Source organism: Rufibacter radiotolerans (assembly GCF_001078055.1).
Taxonomy (GTDB): Bacteria; Bacteroidota; Bacteroidia; order Cytophagales; family Hymenobacteraceae; genus Nibribacter; species Nibribacter radiotolerans.
The window spans coordinates 831,955-848,031 of record NZ_CP010777.1; the positions used below are offsets into that span (position 1 = coordinate 831,955).

General features: G+C 52.0%; 17 protein-coding genes and 2 tRNA genes. 12 read left to right on the forward strand and 7 right to left on the reverse strand.

Annotated features, from left to right (window positions below; all coding sequences use genetic code 11):
• Position 1 precedes the first annotated feature (1 nt).
• Entirely contained in the window at positions 2 to 1,738 is a 1,737-nt protein-coding gene (locus TH63_RS03545) for a M3 family oligoendopeptidase (protein ID WP_048919722.1), read from the forward strand.
• Positions 1,739 to 1,862: 124 nt separating this feature from the next.
• Here the strand turns inward: TH63_RS03545 and TH63_RS03550 are convergent, their stop codons facing one another.
• The gene (locus TH63_RS03550) at positions 1,863 to 2,495 is read right to left on the reverse strand and encodes a hypothetical protein (protein WP_048919723.1); all 633 of its coding nucleotides are present in this window, start codon (positions 2,493 to 2,495) and stop codon (positions 1,863 to 1,865) included.
• A gap of 214 nt (positions 2,496 to 2,709) precedes the next feature.
• Positions 2,710 to 3,291 (reverse strand): TetR/AcrR family transcriptional regulator, encoded by a 582-nt coding sequence (locus TH63_RS03555; RefSeq protein ID WP_048919724.1) that lies wholly within the window; start codon positions 3,289 to 3,291, stop codon positions 2,710 to 2,712.
• 208 nt (positions 3,292 to 3,499) lie between these two features.
• Here TH63_RS03555 and thiL point away from each other — a divergent pair, with 208 nt between their 5' ends.
• Positions 3,500 to 4,528: a thiamine-phosphate kinase gene (gene thiL / locus TH63_RS03560; RefSeq protein WP_048919725.1), complete on the forward strand. Its 1,029-nt coding sequence runs from the start codon at positions 3,500 to 3,502 to the stop codon at positions 4,526 to 4,528.
• A gap of 143 nt (positions 4,529 to 4,671) precedes the next feature.
• Positions 4,672 to 5,055: a hypothetical protein gene (locus tag TH63_RS03565; RefSeq protein WP_076606593.1), complete on the forward strand. Its 384-nt coding sequence runs from the start codon at positions 4,672 to 4,674 to the stop codon at positions 5,053 to 5,055.
• Between the two features lie 73 nt (positions 5,056 to 5,128).
• On the opposite strand, the gene TH63_RS20630 is transcribed toward TH63_RS03565, so the two are convergent.
• The 3 genes from TH63_RS20630 to rlmD all read right to left on the reverse strand — a co-directional run bounded on the left by TH63_RS20630 (position 5,129) and on the right by rlmD (position 7,387).
• Positions 5,129 to 5,320: a hypothetical protein gene (locus TH63_RS20630; protein WP_231583541.1), complete on the reverse strand. Its 192-nt coding sequence runs from the start codon at positions 5,318 to 5,320 to the stop codon at positions 5,129 to 5,131.
• Positions 5,321 to 5,478: 158 nt separating this feature from the next.
• Positions 5,479 to 5,847 (reverse strand): hypothetical protein, encoded by a 369-nt coding sequence (locus tag TH63_RS03575; RefSeq protein ID WP_048919728.1) that lies wholly within the window; start codon positions 5,845 to 5,847, stop codon positions 5,479 to 5,481.
• Positions 5,848 to 5,941: 94 nt separating this feature from the next.
• Positions 5,942 to 7,387, reverse strand: coding sequence for a 23S rRNA (uracil(1939)-C(5))-methyltransferase RlmD (rlmD, locus tag TH63_RS03580; RefSeq protein WP_048919729.1), 1,446 nt, complete (start codon positions 7,385 to 7,387; stop codon positions 5,942 to 5,944).
• Between the two features lie 811 nt (positions 7,388 to 8,198).
• Here rlmD and TH63_RS03585 point away from each other — a divergent pair.
• Positions 8,199 to 9,005 (forward strand): SDR family oxidoreductase, encoded by an 807-nt coding sequence (locus tag TH63_RS03585; protein ID WP_048919730.1) that lies wholly within the window; start codon positions 8,199 to 8,201, stop codon positions 9,003 to 9,005.
• A 46-nt stretch (positions 9,006 to 9,051) separates the two neighbouring features.
• On the opposite strand, the gene TH63_RS03590 is transcribed toward TH63_RS03585, so the two are convergent.
• Positions 9,052 to 9,816: an SH3 domain-containing protein gene (locus TH63_RS03590; RefSeq protein WP_048919731.1), complete on the reverse strand. Its 765-nt coding sequence runs from the start codon at positions 9,814 to 9,816 to the stop codon at positions 9,052 to 9,054.
• 68 nt (positions 9,817 to 9,884) lie between these two features.
• Between TH63_RS03590 and TH63_RS03595 the strand changes: the two genes are divergently transcribed.
• The 6 genes from TH63_RS03595 (at position 9,885) to TH63_RS03625 (ending at position 12,877) form a co-directional block, all read left to right on the forward strand.
• Positions 9,885 to 9,957 (forward strand) — tRNA-Lys (locus TH63_RS03595).
• A 67-nt stretch (positions 9,958 to 10,024) separates the two neighbouring features.
• Positions 10,025 to 10,097 (forward strand) — tRNA-Lys (locus TH63_RS03600).
• 207 nt (positions 10,098 to 10,304) lie between these two features.
• Positions 10,305 to 10,664, forward strand: coding sequence for a cupin domain-containing protein (locus TH63_RS03605; RefSeq protein WP_048919732.1), 360 nt, complete (start codon positions 10,305 to 10,307; stop codon positions 10,662 to 10,664).
• Between the two features lie 53 nt (positions 10,665 to 10,717).
• Positions 10,718 to 11,278: an NADPH-dependent FMN reductase gene (locus TH63_RS03610; protein ID WP_076606395.1), complete on the forward strand. Its 561-nt coding sequence runs from the start codon at positions 10,718 to 10,720 to the stop codon at positions 11,276 to 11,278.
• A 60-nt stretch (positions 11,279 to 11,338) separates the two neighbouring features.
• Positions 11,339 to 11,995 carry an alpha/beta hydrolase gene (locus tag TH63_RS03615; protein ID WP_048919734.1) on the forward strand — a complete coding sequence of 219 codons (657 nt, stop codon included), beginning with the start codon at positions 11,339 to 11,341 and terminating at the stop codon, positions 11,993 to 11,995.
• A 381-nt stretch (positions 11,996 to 12,376) separates the two neighbouring features.
• A complete protein-coding gene (locus tag TH63_RS03625; RefSeq protein WP_048919736.1) occupies positions 12,377 to 12,877 on the forward strand; it encodes a hypothetical protein in 501 nt (166 codons plus the stop codon).
• 382 nt (positions 12,878 to 13,259) lie between these two features.
• Here the strand turns inward: TH63_RS03625 and TH63_RS03630 are convergent, their stop codons facing one another.
• The gene (locus tag TH63_RS03630) at positions 13,260 to 13,895 is read right to left on the reverse strand and encodes a hypothetical protein (RefSeq protein ID WP_048919737.1); all 636 of its coding nucleotides are present in this window, start codon (positions 13,893 to 13,895) and stop codon (positions 13,260 to 13,262) included.
• Positions 13,896 to 14,144: 249 nt separating this feature from the next.
• On the opposite strand from TH63_RS03630, the gene TH63_RS03635 reads away from it, so the two are divergent.
• Both TH63_RS03635 and TH63_RS03640 read left to right on the forward strand, forming a co-directional pair.
• Positions 14,145 to 15,065, forward strand: a complete 921-nt coding sequence (locus tag TH63_RS03635; protein ID WP_048919738.1) for a serine hydrolase — start codon at positions 14,145 to 14,147, stop codon at positions 15,063 to 15,065.
• Positions 15,066 to 15,073: 8 nt separating this feature from the next.
• Positions 15,074 to 16,066, forward strand: coding sequence for an N-acetylmuramoyl-L-alanine amidase family protein (locus tag TH63_RS03640; RefSeq protein WP_048919739.1), 993 nt, complete (start codon positions 15,074 to 15,076; stop codon positions 16,064 to 16,066).
• Positions 16,067 to 16,077: the final 11 nt, after the last annotated feature.

The following is a 16,077-nucleotide window of genomic DNA, read 5'->3' on the forward strand; positions in this document are numbered from 1 at the left end:
TATGGAAAATGCCCCCAAAACATTAGTATTGCCAGAGCGGAAACCCCGTACGTACCTGCCCCATGACTTCCAGATATCAGACTGGAACTCCCTGGAGCCGTACTTTGAGGAACTGAAAACCCGGGACCTGCACTCGCAGGAAGAACTGGAAAAGTGGATTGCCGATCGCAGCGAACTGGAAAGCGTGCTTTCTGAGAACCTGGCCTGGCGCTACATCAAGATGACCTGTGACACCCAGGATCAAGAACTTACTGAGGCCTTTCAGTTCTTCGTAACGGAGATTGAGCCGAAGGCCTCCCCCTATGATGACGCCTTTAACCGCAAACTGGTAGAATCACCGTACGTGAACGGGTTGGATGAGCAGCGCTTCCGCATTTACCTGCGGGGCGTGCGCCGGGCCATAGAATTGTTTAGGGAGGAGAACATTCCCTTGCAGACCGAGATCAGTACCAAACAGCAGCAGTACGGAGCCATTGCCGGGGCCATGACCGTGACCCTGGACGGGCAGGAAATGACCCTTCAGCGAGCCGCCGACCGCCTCAAGCAAACGGACCGCGCCGTGCGCGAGGAGGCTTACCTGGCCATCCAGAACCGCCGGCAGCAGGACAAGGAAAAGCTGGATGACCTGTTCACCGAGCTGACCCAGCTACGGCACCAGGTGGCCCTTAATGCCGGCTTTGACAATTTCCGGGACTACATGTTCGCGGCGCTGGGCCGTTTTGACTATGGTCCCCAGGACACGTTCCTTTTCCACCAAGCCATTAAAGAGCAGGTGGTACCCATTACCCGGCAGATTGACCGCGAGCACAAAGAATTGCTGGGCGTAGACACCCTCCGGCCTTGGGACCTGGACGTGGACCCTAGCTTGAAACCGCCCTTAGAACCTTTCCAGACCGGCGAGGAACTGCTGGAGAAAACCATCGCCATTTTCTATAAACTGGATTCCTTCCTGGGTGATTGCCTGGTGACCATGCGCGAGATTGGGCACCTGGACCTGGAGTCCAGGAAAGGGAAAGCCCCGGGCGGGTACAATTACCCACTGGATGAGATTGGCGTACCGTTTATCTTCATGAATGCCACCTCTTCGCTGCGCGATGTGGTGACTTTGCTGCATGAAGGTGGCCACGCCGTGCACTCCTTCCTGACCCGTGACCTACCGCTGAACGCGGCCAAGCACCCACCGTCTGAGGTAGCCGAACTGGCGTCCATGTCTATGGAACTGCTCACCATTGACCACTGGGATATTTTCTTCCCCAACCAGGAAGACCTGGTGCGGGCCAAGCGCCAACATCTGGAGGGCGTACTGGAAACCTTCCCGTGGGTAGCCACCATTGACAAGTTCCAGCACTGGGTCTATGAAAACCCCACTCATACCGTGGAGGAACGGCACCAGAACTGGGTGCGCATTTTTGAGGAATTCAACCAGCAGGAAGTTGACTGGAGTGGGCTTGACCATCTGAAACCCTACATCTGGCAGAAACAACTGCACCTCTATGAAGTGCCTTTCTACTACATAGAATACGCCATGGCCCAACTGGGTGCCGTGGCCGTCTGGAAACGCTATAAATCTGAGCCAGAAGCGGCCCTGGAAGGCTACAAAAAAGCCCTCGGCCTGGGCTACACCGCCACCATAGGCGAAATCTATGAGGCTGCCGGCATCCGGTTTGATTTCTCCAGTGCCTACATCCAGACGCTGGTAGACTTCGTGAAAGAGGAGCTGGAAAAACTGGAAGACTAACCTTCATAGACGACCCATCTACAGAAAAACAGAGAGGCCGCAGATGAAAATCTGCGGCCTCTCTGTTTTTGGGCCGTTTTCCTGAAAACAGGCCTAAAATAGCTAAGTAATTTTAATGATTACTTTATTCCTCGTTCCCCTCTTCCAGCTGCGCGTTTTTATCTACCCATTGGAACAGCGGGAACGGCTGAAGCGTGTCATAAGGTTTACCCAGTTTAGGAACCTGCTTGCGGTATCTCCTGAGCAGAGTATTGATCTCTTTGGCGGTTTTGTCATAGCGGCCCCGGTAGAAAACCACCTCGTTCTGGTGATTACTGATGCTCTCCTGCAGAGAGTCTACCATTTTTACACCCGTAGGCCCATTCTCCGGCAGGAAAGCCCTTAGCGCACTCCAGATGGAGTCATTGGCCGTGTCATAGGCGTCTATCCTATTGGAATCACGCACGGTGTTGCGGTCATACCGCAGGTTGGAGAGTCTCCGGATGGCGTGTTGCAGGCGTACGCGTTGGGTATCGGCCATGGCGGCCGGCGGAATGGCGGCCAGCATCTCTTCCATTTGGCGTTGCTTTACGCTGTCGCTCTGCATCATCACGTTCCACTTGCCGGTAAGGGTGTCGGTGAGGGTAGTGAGTTCTTGCCGAAGCTGATCATCTGAGATGGGGCGGGCCAGCGGGCCAGATTTGCCTGAGTCCTTGGAACACCCAATCATCCCCACTAGTAACGCCAGGGCAATTCCCAGGAAATATTGTTTTTTCATAAATAGGTTGTGTAAACAGGTCAGGCAACGGGCAAGGGCCTTTTCTGGGCCGCCTTTCTGTGGCCTGACACCCTGCAAACGTAATAGCTGCGCTTCCCGTTACAACGCCGGAGGCCCACCCTAGATTGTGCGGGCAAAATAGGGGAGTGTGCAGAGGTGTGGCCATCTGCACCGCCTGGTCTAAAGAGAGGAGAAATAAATTGGGATGCCGGGGCTAGAAGTTTTTTAGGCCGTTCAGGAGCAGATTAGACAAGAACTCGGCAATTTCATCGGGGCTCATCTTTCCTTCAGGCTTGTACCACATGTGCAGCCAGTTTAAGCTGGAGAGTAGGGTCAATACCACAAACTTCTCATCGGTTACCTTAAACTCGCCGCTGGCGATGCCCTCCCGTACAATCTGCCGCAGGCTTTCCTCATAATGGTACCGCATGTCATGGAATTTGCTCAGAGAAGGCTCACTTAAATGGCGCCACTCGTTCAGGAACACCCCGGCGGCCTGCGGGTTCTTGGTGAGCACCCGCACGTGCGCGGCAATGGCCAGCCGAAGTTTCTCGCTGGCAGGTACGTCCTTGTCTTTTACCTCATTGAAGGCGGCGTTGAACTCGTCGGCCATCTTAAAACAAACGCGCTGCAGAATGTCTTCCTTTGATTTGATGTGGGAGTAAAGGCTTCCGGCCTCAATGCCTAGTTCCAGGGCCAGGTCTCGCATGGTGGTGGCGGCAAAACCTCTGGATTTGAAGAGCGAAGTGGCTACTTGGTCTATCTGTTCTTTACGCGACAATGGGGTACTGGACATAGAATTAAGGTTTATCTTCAAAGCTACTCATGTGAACGCGGGTTGGCAAATCAACTTTATCTCCGGCGCCCAGCAGGGGCGAATAGAAGGTGCCCAGGAAAAAGCTATCTTTGCGTTTTCAGCATGATTTTCTAAAAATAAGACGAAAACACGTATATCGTTCATTTTTTGGGAATGCTTTTGCAAAAAATCATAAACAGAGGCTCTTATGTCAGAATATACTCCTTTAGAAAGCTTAGGTGAATTTGGATTGATACGCCGGTTGCAAGAGCAACTGGAAGTGAACAATGCGTCTACCATTGTAGGCATAGGCGATGACGCCGCCGTGCTGGAACCCGGCCAGAAACAGATTGTCATCTCTACCGACATGCTGGTGGAGAACGTGCATTTTGACCTTACCTTCTGTCCGCTCAGGCACCTGGGCTACAAGGCTGTGGCCGTGAACGTTTCTGATATTGCCGCTATGAACGCCATTCCTACCCAGATTGTGGTGAGCCTGGCCATTGGCGCGCGCTACACCGTTGAGGCCATTGAGGAACTCTACGCAGGCATGCGCCTGGCCTGCGAAAATTACAAGGTAGACCTGGTGGGCGGTGATACCACTGCCTCGCGCGGCGGACTGGTGATTAGCGTCACCGCCCTGGGCGAAGTGGAAAAAGGAAAGGCTGTGCTGAGAAGCACGGCCACAATTAATGACCTTATCTGCGTCACCGGCGACTTAGGCGGCGCCTACCTGGGGCTGCAACTGCTGGAGCGCGAAAAACAGGCGTTCCTGGCAGACCCCGATACGCAACCAGAGCTGGAGGGCAAAGATTACGTGGTAGGCCGTCAATTAAGGCCTGAGGCCCGCATGGACGTGATTCATGAACTGAAGGAACTGGGCGTGCACCCTACCTCCATGATCGACATCTCAGACGGGTTAGGTTCTGAGCTGCTGCACATCTGTTCCCAAAGCCGCGTGGGCGCCGCCATCTACCAGGACAAACTCCCCGCCGACCCCCAGACCCTGGAAACCGCCGAGGAATTCAAGCTGGACCCCGTGACCTGCATCCTGAACGGCGGCGAAGACTACGAGCTGCTTTTCACCGTGAAAATGGCCGACTTTGAGAAGATCAAAAATCACCCAGATATATCTATCATTGGCAACATTACAGACGCCGGCGAAGGCGTTCGTCTGGTTACGCCCAGTGGCAATGCATTCCCCATTAAGGCTCAAGGCTGGAACCACTTCGCGTAAATATCAAGGTCATAAAGCTGTATGGGAAACGCACATTTTTAACCTGTTTTCCAGGAAATAGTCTATTAACACGGAGTCACCTATTGGGCAGCTGTTATCTTGCCAGACGGCACATTTTGGGTGCCATGGGGCTATTAAAAGCTATGGAAGAATTATTTGACTATATTTTTTACAGAGTATACAAAGCCTATCAGAAAAGGGACAGTACGCCTGAAATTTATGCTGCAGGAGTATTATCATTAATGCAATTTTTTTTCTTGCTCTGTATACTTGTTTTTATTGGATTATTCGTCGAATTCCCAATCCCTCATAAATATTATGCCCTTCCTTTTATCATTTTGATACTAGGAATAAACTGGTTCAAGTATGAAAGGAATTTTAATGTTAAAGAGCTTGAGTTGAAATGGGGTAAAGAAGATAGAAGTATAAGAAAGCGCAGGGGTTGGCTTCTTGTGTTATGTCTTATAAGCTTAATTCTTTTTCCAATAGTAATTGGGGTGTTAAAGCATAATTTAAATCTCTTGTAAAGCAGAAGCGCCTGGTGTTTTCACGGGCGCTTCTGCTTTACAAGAGATTTCCTTAATAGGTACATTATTGAGCTTACATGCTGGCAAGCAAAATAGGTTTTATGGTCACTTTCAGCATGTCTATCAATTCCTGGTCCATGTAAGCGAACTCATCAGGAATATCCAGGATATGGATTTCTTTGCTGCGGGCTTGCGTACCGTATCTGGAGATGAGCAGTTGCTTGTGTTTTTTCTCCATCACAAAGATCAGGTCAGCCCATTCCATTAGCTTTGTTGAGATTTTGATTCTGGCACTGTCTGATGTGCCGGCAGAGCGGTAATTATGATTTAAATATCCCTGAAAAATTTTCTCAGCGGTGGGGCTCCGCCACTGGTTGCGGCTGCATACAAAAAGGACGTTCATATTGGGCGCTGCTTCATTTGTTAATCCTCCGGATAAGGCACAAACACGAAGTTCATGAAATCGCGGTCTATCACAAACAGGCAGCAGAACTCATCGGCGTCCTTGTAGGCCTGCTGGAACTCCTCTATCTTGTCTTCGCTCACCAATTGGCGGTTCACAAAGTCCTCCAGGTAAGAGGCGTTGATGTGCCATTCCAGGTTACGCTCTTCGGCGGCAATCAATAGGCCTCCGATTTTTGTGATCTCACGGGAGAAAACAAAGATGGGGTACTTAGAGATATCGCGCTTCCGGATGTGGTAAGAGGCTTCTTTGAGGGTATCACACACCTGCACGAAATCTTTGGTGATGGTGCCCAGGTATTTTCCGTTCAGTTCTGGATCGTTCTGCATAATAGTAGCAAGTATCGGGTACGGATATTGAATGGGGAAGTGTTTTGGAGCCGTTTTCAGAAAAACAGCCCCAAAACACGAATTGTTTCTAAACTCACTCCTCGGTTGGCAATGGAATTGACGGCTCCCGTAAAGTTAGCAAAGCCACGCTCTCCACATGATACGTCTGCGGGAACATATCTACCGGCTGAATCTTCACCACGTCATACAGCTCAGAAAGCGCCTCCAGGTCGCGGGCCTGGGTGGCAGGGTTGCAGCTCACGTAGACAATGCGGTCCGCCTTCACCTCCAATAGCTTGGTCACCACATCTGGGTGCATGCCGGCGCGAGGCGGATCGGTGATGATCACCTCGGGGCGGCCGTGGCGGGCGAAAAGCTCGTCGGTGAGCACGTCTTTCATGTCACCGGCGTAGAAATGGGTGTTGGTGATGTCATTGATCTGCGAGTTGACCTTGGCGTCTTCAATGGCACTGGCCACGTACTCCACGCCCACCACCTGCGCCGCCGACCTCGCCACGAAGTTGGCAATGGTGCCAGCGCCCGTATAAAGGTCATAGACGGTTTCGGTGCCTTTGAGCAGGGCGAACTCCCTGGTAAGCTTGTAAAGGTTGTAGGCCTGCTCAGAATTAGTCTGATAGAAGGATTTAGGTCCTACTCTAAAGCGCAGGCCTTCCATCTGCTCATGAATGTACGGCTCGCCGTGGTAGCACACTACCTCCAGGTCATGGAAAGTCTCGTTGCCCTTGTTGTTGACTACGTAGTGCAAAGAGGTGATCTGCGGGAACTGCTGCACCAGATGGTCCAGCAGCGGCAGCAACTGCTCGCGGTTCTCCTGGTACACCTGCAGAATCACCATCAGGTCACCGGTGTTGGCGGTTCTAATGATGAGGTTGCGCAGAAAGCCTTCCTGCTTCACCAGATTGATGAAGGCGAGGTCATTGGCGAGTGCGTAGTCACGTACCGCCAGGCGTATCTCATTAGAGGGCGAGGGCTGCAGGTAACAGTGCTTAATGTCTACGATCTTGTCAAAGCGCAGCGGCACGTGGAAGCCCAGGGCCCGGCGCTCAAACTCGGCACCGGTGTCAATCTGCTCTTTGGTGAGCCAGGCATTGTCTGAGAAAGTGAACTCCAGCTTGTTTCGGTAATAACTGATGCGGTCAGACGGCAGAATAGGCAGCATCTGGTGGCCTTTGATCTTACCTATGCGCTCAATGTTATCATTGACCTGTTTCTGCTTGTAGAACAGCTGCGTTTCATAAGAGATGTGCTGCCATTTGCAGCCTCCACACACGCCAAAATGCTCACAGAAAGGCTGTACCCGCAGCTCAGACCGCTCATGGAAATGCACCGGCACGGCCTCCAGATAATTCTTGCGTTTCTTGGTCACGCGCACGTCCACCACATCGCCAGGGGCGACGTCTGAGATGAAGACCACCAGATTTTCATGGCGGGCAATGCACTTGCCTTCGGCGGCCATTTCCTCCACGCGCAACTGCGCTATGTTCTCGAACTTATGTTTTTTCTTTTTGAATTTTCTCACGATGCCGCAAAAATACGAAGAAATGTAACGCCGATGGATTGAAATTGTAAAGTTGGTTTGGGACTTGTAGAAGGAAGGATTTCGGGAATGGGGGGATTAAAACGGCAGGTGGTATGGGCTTGGCACAAAACGCAAAGCCGGCAGTTCCAAAGACCTCGTAGCGTGCGCAGCTCCTGCGAGCGTCTGTGCCAGTGGATCCTGCAAGTTTGCCCTCCTGTGTAAACACCCCTCTGCAGATCTACGCTCGCTGCCTCAAACTCCCGTTTGGGCAATCCTCAAGGGGAGAGTCTGCGATAAGTGAGCAGATTTGCGTTTTGAGGCTGTTTTCCTCAAAACGGCCTCAAAACGAATAATGCAGTTCCTTCCCACGCTGTTCGGGATTTGCAATCCCGAATAAGTGTAAAGCGGATTTGCAATCCGCCTGGGACTAAGATCGGGAACGCCGCCTCCGCCGGGGATTGCAAATCCCCTTTTCGGAACTTCCGGATTGCAAATCCGGAGGAGCTAAACTATCATTCCCCCGATTCCAGTCTTTACCTCGAGCGCCTCGCTTGTGGCCCTGGACAGACCTTAGCTAAGAGAAGAAGGTAAGGAGGCCGCAAGGGCAGTGCGAGGGGAAAAGACGGGGCCCCGCAGCCGTGAGCGCTCAGAGGGCGAAGATGAAACAACCAAACATAAGGACTCAAGCAAAAGCAGACACCACGCCAGCTGTAGCCAACTGCATGCACAAAGAAGAAACCGGCCTCACCTTTCAACCAAAAACTTCTTGTAGCTTTGTCTACGCAAGAAGACCTGCGGACAAAAAAAGAACATGAAAGACAAAGTCATTATCATAACCGGAGGCTCCTCTGGAATAGGCCGGGCCTGCGCGTTGGCCTTCGGGAAGGCGGGGGGCAAAGTGGTTATTTCCGCTAGAAACGCGCAGAAACTGAACGAGGTAGGGCAGGAGTTGGAAGCGGCGGACATAGAATTCCTGGCTGTTACCGGTGATGTAAGCAAGGAGGAAGATTGCCACCGGCTTATTGAAGAGACGGTGGCGCGCTTTGGGGGCATAGACGTGATGCTCAACAACGCGGGCATCAGCATGCGGGCGCTGTTCCAGGACGTGGACCTGGCGGTGATCCGGCAGCTCATGGATATCAACTTTTGGGGAACCGTGTACTGCACAAAATTCGCCCTGCCGTATATTCAACAGCGCAAAGGATCCATTATTGGCGTTTCTTCCATTGCGGGTTTTCAGGGACTACCTGGCCGTACCGGATATTCGGCCTCTAAGTTTGCCATGCAGGGATTTCTGGGCGCGCTCCGCACCGAGGTCCTGCATCAGGGCGTGCATGTGATGGTGGCCTGCCCGGGTTTCACAGCCTCCAATATCAGAAACACTGCTCTGGCCGCCAACGGCCAGCAGCAGGGAGAGTCGCCCCGGGACGAAGGCAAAATGATGTCTGCCGAGGAGGTGGCCGACAAGATTCTGGAGGGCACCATCAAGCGCCAGCGGGAACTCATCATGACCGGACAAGGAAAACTTACCGTGTTCCTCAGCAAATGGCTGCCTGGCCTCACCGATAAGCTGGTCTATAACCACATGAAAAAAGAGGCTGATTCGCCCTTTAAATAAATCCCGGCTGTGGGGTTATAGGGAATTGCCTGGCTTAAAACGGGCGTTAAAACAATTCCTGACTGCCCAGCGGCTGCGGAAGCAGGAGCAGGTTGTTTTTCCGGATGTAGGCAGTTTGGTCCTGCCACTCAATGCGGTACCAGATATCCTGCTCGCCCAGAACCCGCACTTTATGCCCCATGCCCACCGAGGCTACCAGAGAAGAGCCGGCCGAAGGGGCGGTCATTATGGGCACATTGCCGCTTTGAATGATGCCTTGCTGGCCCAGGGTCAGGAAATTACCGAAGTAGAAAAGGAAACCCAAATAGAGCAGGAACGCAAATTTGGCTTCGGTACTTACGGGGCGCTTTTTCACCCAACGTAAGATAAGCAAGGTCAAGGCTATGGCTGCCCCGGCCAGTAACAGTTCCAGAATCTGGGCGTAGTACTTATAAAATTGGGTTTTGAAGAAGTCCCAGTCGGTGTATTGGTAGCCGAAGAGGTGTTGCTGCAGGCCAACCTCCTCCATCTTGCGCAGCACCGACCTGCTGGGGTGCTTGCTGTAATACAGCTGAAGGTAGTACATAGATTTGGTGTACTGCTGGAGCCCCTCATGGATGTAGGCCATCTTCAGCAGCATTTGTGGGGAGTATACCTGGCCTTGGTTGAGCAATATCTCGTAAATACCCAAAGCTTGCGTATAGCGGTGCTGGGTAAACAAAGAATCTGCGGTGGCAAGGCGTTTGCTAGGTGATTGACCCAGAACAGGTTGAGCGAAAACCAGGAAGGCGGCGCAAAAAAGGTAGTAGAATTTGCGAGAAATGTTTGGCATTTAAGGAAACAGATTTTACTTTTGCATCGCAAATGAGGGTAACGCCCTCCTAAGCAAAGGTAGTAAAAGATTCTGTAGCTCAGCTGGTAGAGCAATACACTTTTAATGTATGGGTCCTGGGTTCGAATCCCAGCGGGATCACTTGATCACCAAAAGCCTTTCCGGTTTACCCCCGGAGAGGCTTTTTTTACCACCTTTCACTATTTCTGATTCTGTAGCTCAGCTGGTAGAGCAATACACTTTTAATGTATGGGTCCTGGGTTCGAATCCCAGCGGGATCACTTTCTAAAGAGGCCACTTCACTTTTTGTGAAGTGGCCTCTTTGCTTTTAACTAATCCCAATTCAAAAGCTTTTAAAAAATCTAAAACATAAAGACAACAGCACCGCCGGGCATGCTACTGCGTAATTGCAAAGTTTAGAAACAAAGCAGGGGACAGGCAGTAAACTGTAAGGAAATACCTTAGACGCAACTAGCCTGTTAGACCCCATGGAAGAATTCCAGATCACCCGCATCTATTCAGATGATAAAGGCGAAAGCCATTTCCAGGACCAGTTGATTCCCTTGATGCTGGCCGGCGAGATTGGTTCTTTGTCTGCGCCCCAGCCGGCCCAGAGCATTATCTTTCGGAAAGTGCTGCCCAGCTATGACTATGATTTCCACCCGGCGCCTGCCCGGCAGTACATTATTCTGTTAGACGGCGAGATAGAAATTGAGACTTCCCTGGGAGAGAAAAGGCAGTTTACCGCTGGGGATATCTTATTGGTGGAAGACACTTCGGGGAAGGGTCACAAAACCCGAAATCTACAGCCGGCCACCCGTAAATCCATCTTCGTTACTTTGGCTTAACTTAACGTACCAAAAAAGGGACAAACCGAGGGGCTAAACAATCAATTGAAGCTATGAACATAGTAGTGATTTCAGGGAGTGCGCGACCGCAGCGGCGTTCCCATCAGGTAGCCTTGGAGGTACAGAGAAGGTTAAGCAACCGGCAGCATTCCTGTAGCTTGCTAGACGTGAAAGCCCTTAATTTGCCTTTGCTGGAGAATACCCTGGCGGAAACGGCCAATCCGTCTGCGGTATTGAAAGAAACCAGCGCGTCTATTGCCGCCTGTGATGCCCTGGTAGTGGTCTCTCCGGAGCATAACGGCAGTTACTCCGGCGCTCTTAAAAACACCATGGACTATTTTTACCAGGAGTATTCCCGGAAAGTGTTTGGGCTGGTGGCGGTTTCTTCGGGCATGCTAGGGGGCGTGAACGCGGCCCGTAACATGCAGCATTATGCACTTCGGTTGCATGGGATTGTGTACCCGGAGTTTCTCCTGACACCCAAGGTACAGACCCTTTTCACCGACGGGCAATTAACCGATGAAGGCTACGGCCAGCGCCTGGATAAATTTCTGGATGGTTTCCTTTGGCTGGCGGAGGCCATAAAAGGCGCGAAAGAGCAAAAAGAAAAATAGAAACTCTTCTTCGGAAAAAAAGCTACCAGAGCCATCATCTAACGGACACACTTCACCTATATGTATACCCATCAGAAAGATATTAAAACAAAAGGCAAACCACTGGCACAGACCAAAAAGGCACTGGTGATGGTGCACGGCAGGGGCGCTACCGCGGCCAGCATTTTAACGCTGGCGCAGCACCTGGCCGTAGAAGACTTTACCCTATATGCCCCTCAGGCCACCAACCAAAGCTGGTATCCCTACAGCTTTATGGCGCCTGTGGTCCAGAACCAGCCCGCTCTTGATTCGGCGCTTGACCTCCTGGACCAGACCGTGCAAGGAATCCTGGCCGAAGGGGTGGCCTCTGACCAGATTTACCTGCTGGGCTTCTCGCAAGGCGCCTGCCTGGCGTCTGAGTACGCTACCCGGCACGCCCAGCACTACGGCGGGCTACTGCTGTTTACCGGCGGACTCATTGGTCAGGACCTTAATCCCGACAATTACCAGGGCGATTTCAAAGGAACCCCCGTCTTAATCACTACCGGCGACCCCGACCCGCACGTGCCGGTGAGCAGGGTGGAGGAAACGGTCTCAATCATGGAAGCCAAAGGTGCGGTGGTTACTAAAAAGATATACAAAGGCCGGCCCCATACCATCCTGCAGGAAGAGCTGGACCTGGCTAACCAGATTCTCTCGGGCGCAATTGGTTCCTCTACATCAGATACTAAGGAATAGGTTTGGTAAAGGCCAGGCGCCCATCTTCTGTAAATCTAAAAAGGACATACCTGCCAGTTTGCTGAAGTTTTTAGTAGCCTTTCCCTGGCTTAGACTTCTTAGATACAACCCGCTGGAAAGCACCTTATAAAAACGCAAAGCTGTTTTAAGGCTGTTTTAGGAAAATCGGCTTAAAAACGAATTTGGGCAAAGTGCGAAGAAAAATTAATAAAAATAATGGATTGTAAGTGATTGATGATAAGTAGATTAATTAGGTTTAGGTTGGCTATTACCTCCTGCTTTGGTTTTTGGCACGTGCTTTGATTATAGGGAAGAGGCTTCGCTTTAAAAGCCTCAGCGGAGTCACTGAAAAAAGCATTTAAACCCTCCAAAAATACGAAGATGAAAAAGTTAGTTGTGATGTTCTCCTTGGGTATGTTAGTAGCCGGAAGCTCCTTTGCCCAGGTAGCCCCCAAGCAAGATAAAAAAGTACGTCAAGAGCGTGCCGGTCAGGAAGTAGCCCGCAGAGAAGCCAAGACCCCTGAGGAAAGAGCCGCCAAGCGGGTAGAAATGCTTACCATGAAATACAACCTCACCCTTGAGCAGCAAGCCAGACTGAAGGAAGTGCACGCACGGCACGAAAATGAGATGGCTGCCATGCACGCCCAACGGGGCACTGGCGCAGAGGTAAGCCAGCAGCAAAAAGATGCCATGAAAGCCAAACACGCCCAATGGGATGCTGAACTGCAGAATATCTTTACCAAAGAGCAATACGCCCAATACCAAGCCGATAAAAAAGCCAAAGGTGGCGAGATGAAACACAAAGCCGGAAAGCCTGGTCACAAAGGCAAAAAAGGCCAGCACCACCAAGGCGAAGCGCAGAAGAAAGAAGTAAAAAGCTAAGCGCTTTAGATAGGTAATTAAAAAGGAGGCCCTCGCAAAGGGCCTCCTTTTTTTATGTTTGTTAGAATGGCTTACCAAGTACTCCTTCCAGGTGGCGAAAGCAAAAGACAATTCTAAAGAAGGTTACCCGCCACCAATAATTCAGTTTGAGCTAGGGTGAATACCCCGGAAGGGAACCTTAGATCACTCTGCAGTTAACTGTCCTGATCTTCTGATCCATTTCAAGGTCAGAGCCTGATCTACCAGAGGTGATACCCTCAAATGCCCTTGCTATTTTAAACAGGCAGCTTCAGGCCCCACAGTTTCCAAAGTCTGTGGGCATTTGCGTTTTGGGGCTGTTTTCCGGAAAACAGCCCCAAAACAAAAACCTAACCCAGCGGGGTTAATGCTTGATGGTCTCCATAAATTTGCCTTCGGCATTGAAGAACTTTTCTTTCTTAAGGCGGCCCTGGGCGTTGTAGTACTGCAAGGTGTTGATGTGGGTCTTTTTTTTCTGGCGCCAGCTGGCCGGGGTATCAAAGTCCTGCACCCAGAACTGTTCAAAGGTTTTTTCGCCGTTCTGGTCATACACCCACACGTTTTCAAGGTGCTGTACCTGGTTTCCATCCTTTACCTGGCTGCTGCTCCATTCCTCCCGGAGGTAGTAACCGCTCTGTTTGTTAGGCTTCTCGTAGACCTTGCGCCGCACAAAGTTGCCCAAGCTGTCAAAGCTGGTCACGGCCCGGGTCTTACCGGTAATCCAGACCTGCGGGTGGTACGTGAGTACCTCCACCCAGTCGCCCACTTCAATGTATTTGTAGTCATCGCCATCGGTTATGATTTTGATGGTGCCCGTGATGGTATCGGTGGGGGAGGTGGCCGAGAACGCCTTGCTTACCTGTCCGGTGGTTTTCAGTTGCTGCATTTCCTGCGGGGTCAGGAATTTCTCATCGGCCCGGTAGGGCACTGTCACAATGTTTTTGGAGAGCGTGCAAGAGGCCAGCAGCAGGCAGGCCAGGTAGAGCAGATATGGTTTCATAGGGCAAGGTATAAACGGGGTTGCTCCCTCTACGGAGAAAACCACCAAGAGGTGCTGCCAACGCCCGGGCAATTGCCTCGTCAAAGGTGGGGGCTTTTTTAATGTAATCTGTTTTAGGCCTATTTTGGCCAAAACAGGCCTAAAAAGCAATGGCTACCTGCTTTTTGGGCACTACCCTTTTTGATTTAGCGCGGTAACCTCTACATTGCCGGCAGGGCCGAAGGTAAAAAGACCTTTTGCCTAGAAAACATGCAGCTAAAACGGTACCCCCTTTTTATAATCACCTATCTGGTCATGACGTTCAATGGGCAGGGGCAGTCTTCACCCAAGGAATTGCTGCGGCAGAAAACGGAGCAGGAGTTACGGGGCATTTTGGAGAAATCTTCGGCCCTTACCGGGCTGGTCGCCATAGACCTTACCTCCGGCGAGGCCTTTCGGTTTAACCAGGATCTGGTGTTTCCGCAGGCCAGCGCCATTAAGGTGCCTATTCTGCTGGAAGTCTACAAGCAGGCCCAGGCCGGGAAATTCGCCCTGACGGATGTGCGCCGCATTGCCCCGGGCCAGGTGGTGGGCGGGACCGGAATCATCAAGGACCTTGAAGACAGTACCAGCTTTAGTATCCGTAACCTGGCGGTGCTCATGATCGCCTTGAGCGACAACACGGCCACCAACGCGCTGCTAGACCTGGTAGGCCTATCCAACATCAATGCCTCATTGCAGGCCATGGGCTTAAAGCAGACGCGGGTGCAACGCAAGATGATTCAGGCGGCGGCTTCGGGCCGAGGGGAAGAGAATATTTCCACGCCTGCAGAGGCGGCGAAAATTCTGCAAATGCTGTACAAAGGCGAATTTCTGAACAAGGCCACCTCAGAGGAGATCATCTCCATTCTCAAGAAAACCAACCGCGAAACCAGTCGCCTGGCGCCGGGTCTCCCGGACCATGTGCCCCTTGCCTTTAAACCCGGTATCTTGAACGGCGTCTCCACGGAGTGGGCGCTGGTGCTGCTGCCCGAACGGCCTTACGCGGTGGCCATCATGGAAAACTTTAAGCCCATGGGCCAGGACGGAATGGTGCTGGAAGACGTGTCAAAGGTGCTGTACCAGTATTTCTGGCGCTTGGGCAATGCCACTCGCTACGGCACCTACGTTGACCCCAAACTGATAAAGTAGCTTCTTATATGAAATACCTTCTCCTATTACTTCTTGGCCTGCTGGCCATCACTACCGGCGCGAATGCCCAGCAGAGGAAAAGCCCGTTGGCCGGGAAAGTGATCTGCCTGGATGCCGGCCACGGCGGCACTGCCCTCACCGACAGTTACCGGGTGGGGCCCACGGGGGAGCGGGAAGAGTGGGTGAACCTGCGGGTAGCCTTGCTGCTGCAGAAACTACTGCAGGAGAAAGGGGCCACCGTGCTCATGACCCGTACCACCGATGACAACGTGCCTTTTGATGACCGCATAAAGCTGGCCCTGGAGAACAAGGCCCAGGTTTTCCTGTCCATCCACCATAACGCCACCGCCGATTCTTCGGTGAACTTTCCCATTATCTATTACCACGGCTACGCCTCAGAGAACACCGCCAGTGTGGCCCTAGCCAAGCATATTGCCAAAGCCCTGCGCAAGCAGCATTACCAGGCCAAAGTGCCGGTCTCCATTGTCTCAGACCATGCTATTTTCCCTACCGCCGGGGCCAAGGTGCTTAGGGGAACATACGGCATACCGGCGGTAATTGCGGAGGCCTCTTTCTTTACCCATGCCCCGGAGGAAGAGCGTTTGAAGAAACCAGACTACAACGGGCAGGAAGCGAAGGCGTACGTGGCGGCGTTGGAAGATTTCTTCAGGAAACCCGCCCCGGTAATTCTACCAAAGAACTCGCTGTTCACGGTTCCGCCTTTCCCGGTGTTCCAGGAGGCGGAGCGTATGGGCAAGATCGCGAAAGGCTGGCACAAGGATTACACGCAGGCCTTGCAGCTCATGAAGCACAAAAAGGACACCATGGCACTGCGGCAGGCCTATGACCTGTTCACGCGCTCGGTTAAATCCTTCCCAGATTCTTACGTGGCAGGAGACTGCCACCGGCGCCGGGCCAAGTTGCTGCAAGCGCTGGGCAAAAAGCCGGAAGCGAAATTGGAGGCCATCAGGGCGAAGGAGTTCTATGTGCGCAAGAAATAGCCGAAGAAAGA

Coding starts and splice junctions, on each gene's coding strand:
- TH63_RS03545 (WP_048919722.1), top strand. CDS start 2: ATGGAAAATGCCCCCAAAACATTAGTATTGCCAGAGCGGAAACCCCGT.
- TH63_RS03550 (WP_048919723.1), bottom strand. CDS start 2,495: ATGAAAAAACAATATTTCCTGGGAATTGCCCTGGCGTTACTAGTGGGG.
- TH63_RS03555 (WP_048919724.1), bottom strand. CDS start 3,291: ATGTCCAGTACCCCATTGTCGCGTAAAGAACAGATAGACCAAGTAGCC.
- thiL (WP_048919725.1), top strand. CDS start 3,500: ATGTCAGAATATACTCCTTTAGAAAGCTTAGGTGAATTTGGATTGATA.
- TH63_RS03565 (WP_076606593.1), top strand. CDS start 4,672: ATGGAAGAATTATTTGACTATATTTTTTACAGAGTATACAAAGCCTAT.
- TH63_RS20630 (WP_231583541.1), bottom strand. CDS start 5,320: ATGGAATGGGCTGACCTGATCTTTGTGATGGAGAAAAAACACAAGCAA.
- TH63_RS03575 (WP_048919728.1), bottom strand. CDS start 5,847: ATGCAGAACGATCCAGAACTGAACGGAAAATACCTGGGCACCATCACC.
- TH63_RS03585 (WP_048919730.1), top strand. CDS start 8,199: ATGAAAGACAAAGTCATTATCATAACCGGAGGCTCCTCTGGAATAGGC.
- TH63_RS03590 (WP_048919731.1), bottom strand. CDS start 9,816: ATGCCAAACATTTCTCGCAAATTCTACTACCTTTTTTGCGCCGCCTTC.
- TH63_RS03605 (WP_048919732.1), top strand. CDS start 10,305: ATGGAAGAATTCCAGATCACCCGCATCTATTCAGATGATAAAGGCGAA.
- TH63_RS03610 (WP_076606395.1), top strand. CDS start 10,718: ATGAACATAGTAGTGATTTCAGGGAGTGCGCGACCGCAGCGGCGTTCC.
- TH63_RS03615 (WP_048919734.1), top strand. CDS start 11,339: ATGTATACCCATCAGAAAGATATTAAAACAAAAGGCAAACCACTGGCA.
- TH63_RS03625 (WP_048919736.1), top strand. CDS start 12,377: ATGAAAAAGTTAGTTGTGATGTTCTCCTTGGGTATGTTAGTAGCCGGA.
- TH63_RS03630 (WP_048919737.1), bottom strand. CDS start 13,895: ATGAAACCATATCTGCTCTACCTGGCCTGCCTGCTGCTGGCCTCTTGC.
- TH63_RS03635 (WP_048919738.1), top strand. CDS start 14,145: ATGCAGCTAAAACGGTACCCCCTTTTTATAATCACCTATCTGGTCATG.
- TH63_RS03640 (WP_048919739.1), top strand. CDS start 15,074: ATGAAATACCTTCTCCTATTACTTCTTGGCCTGCTGGCCATCACTACC.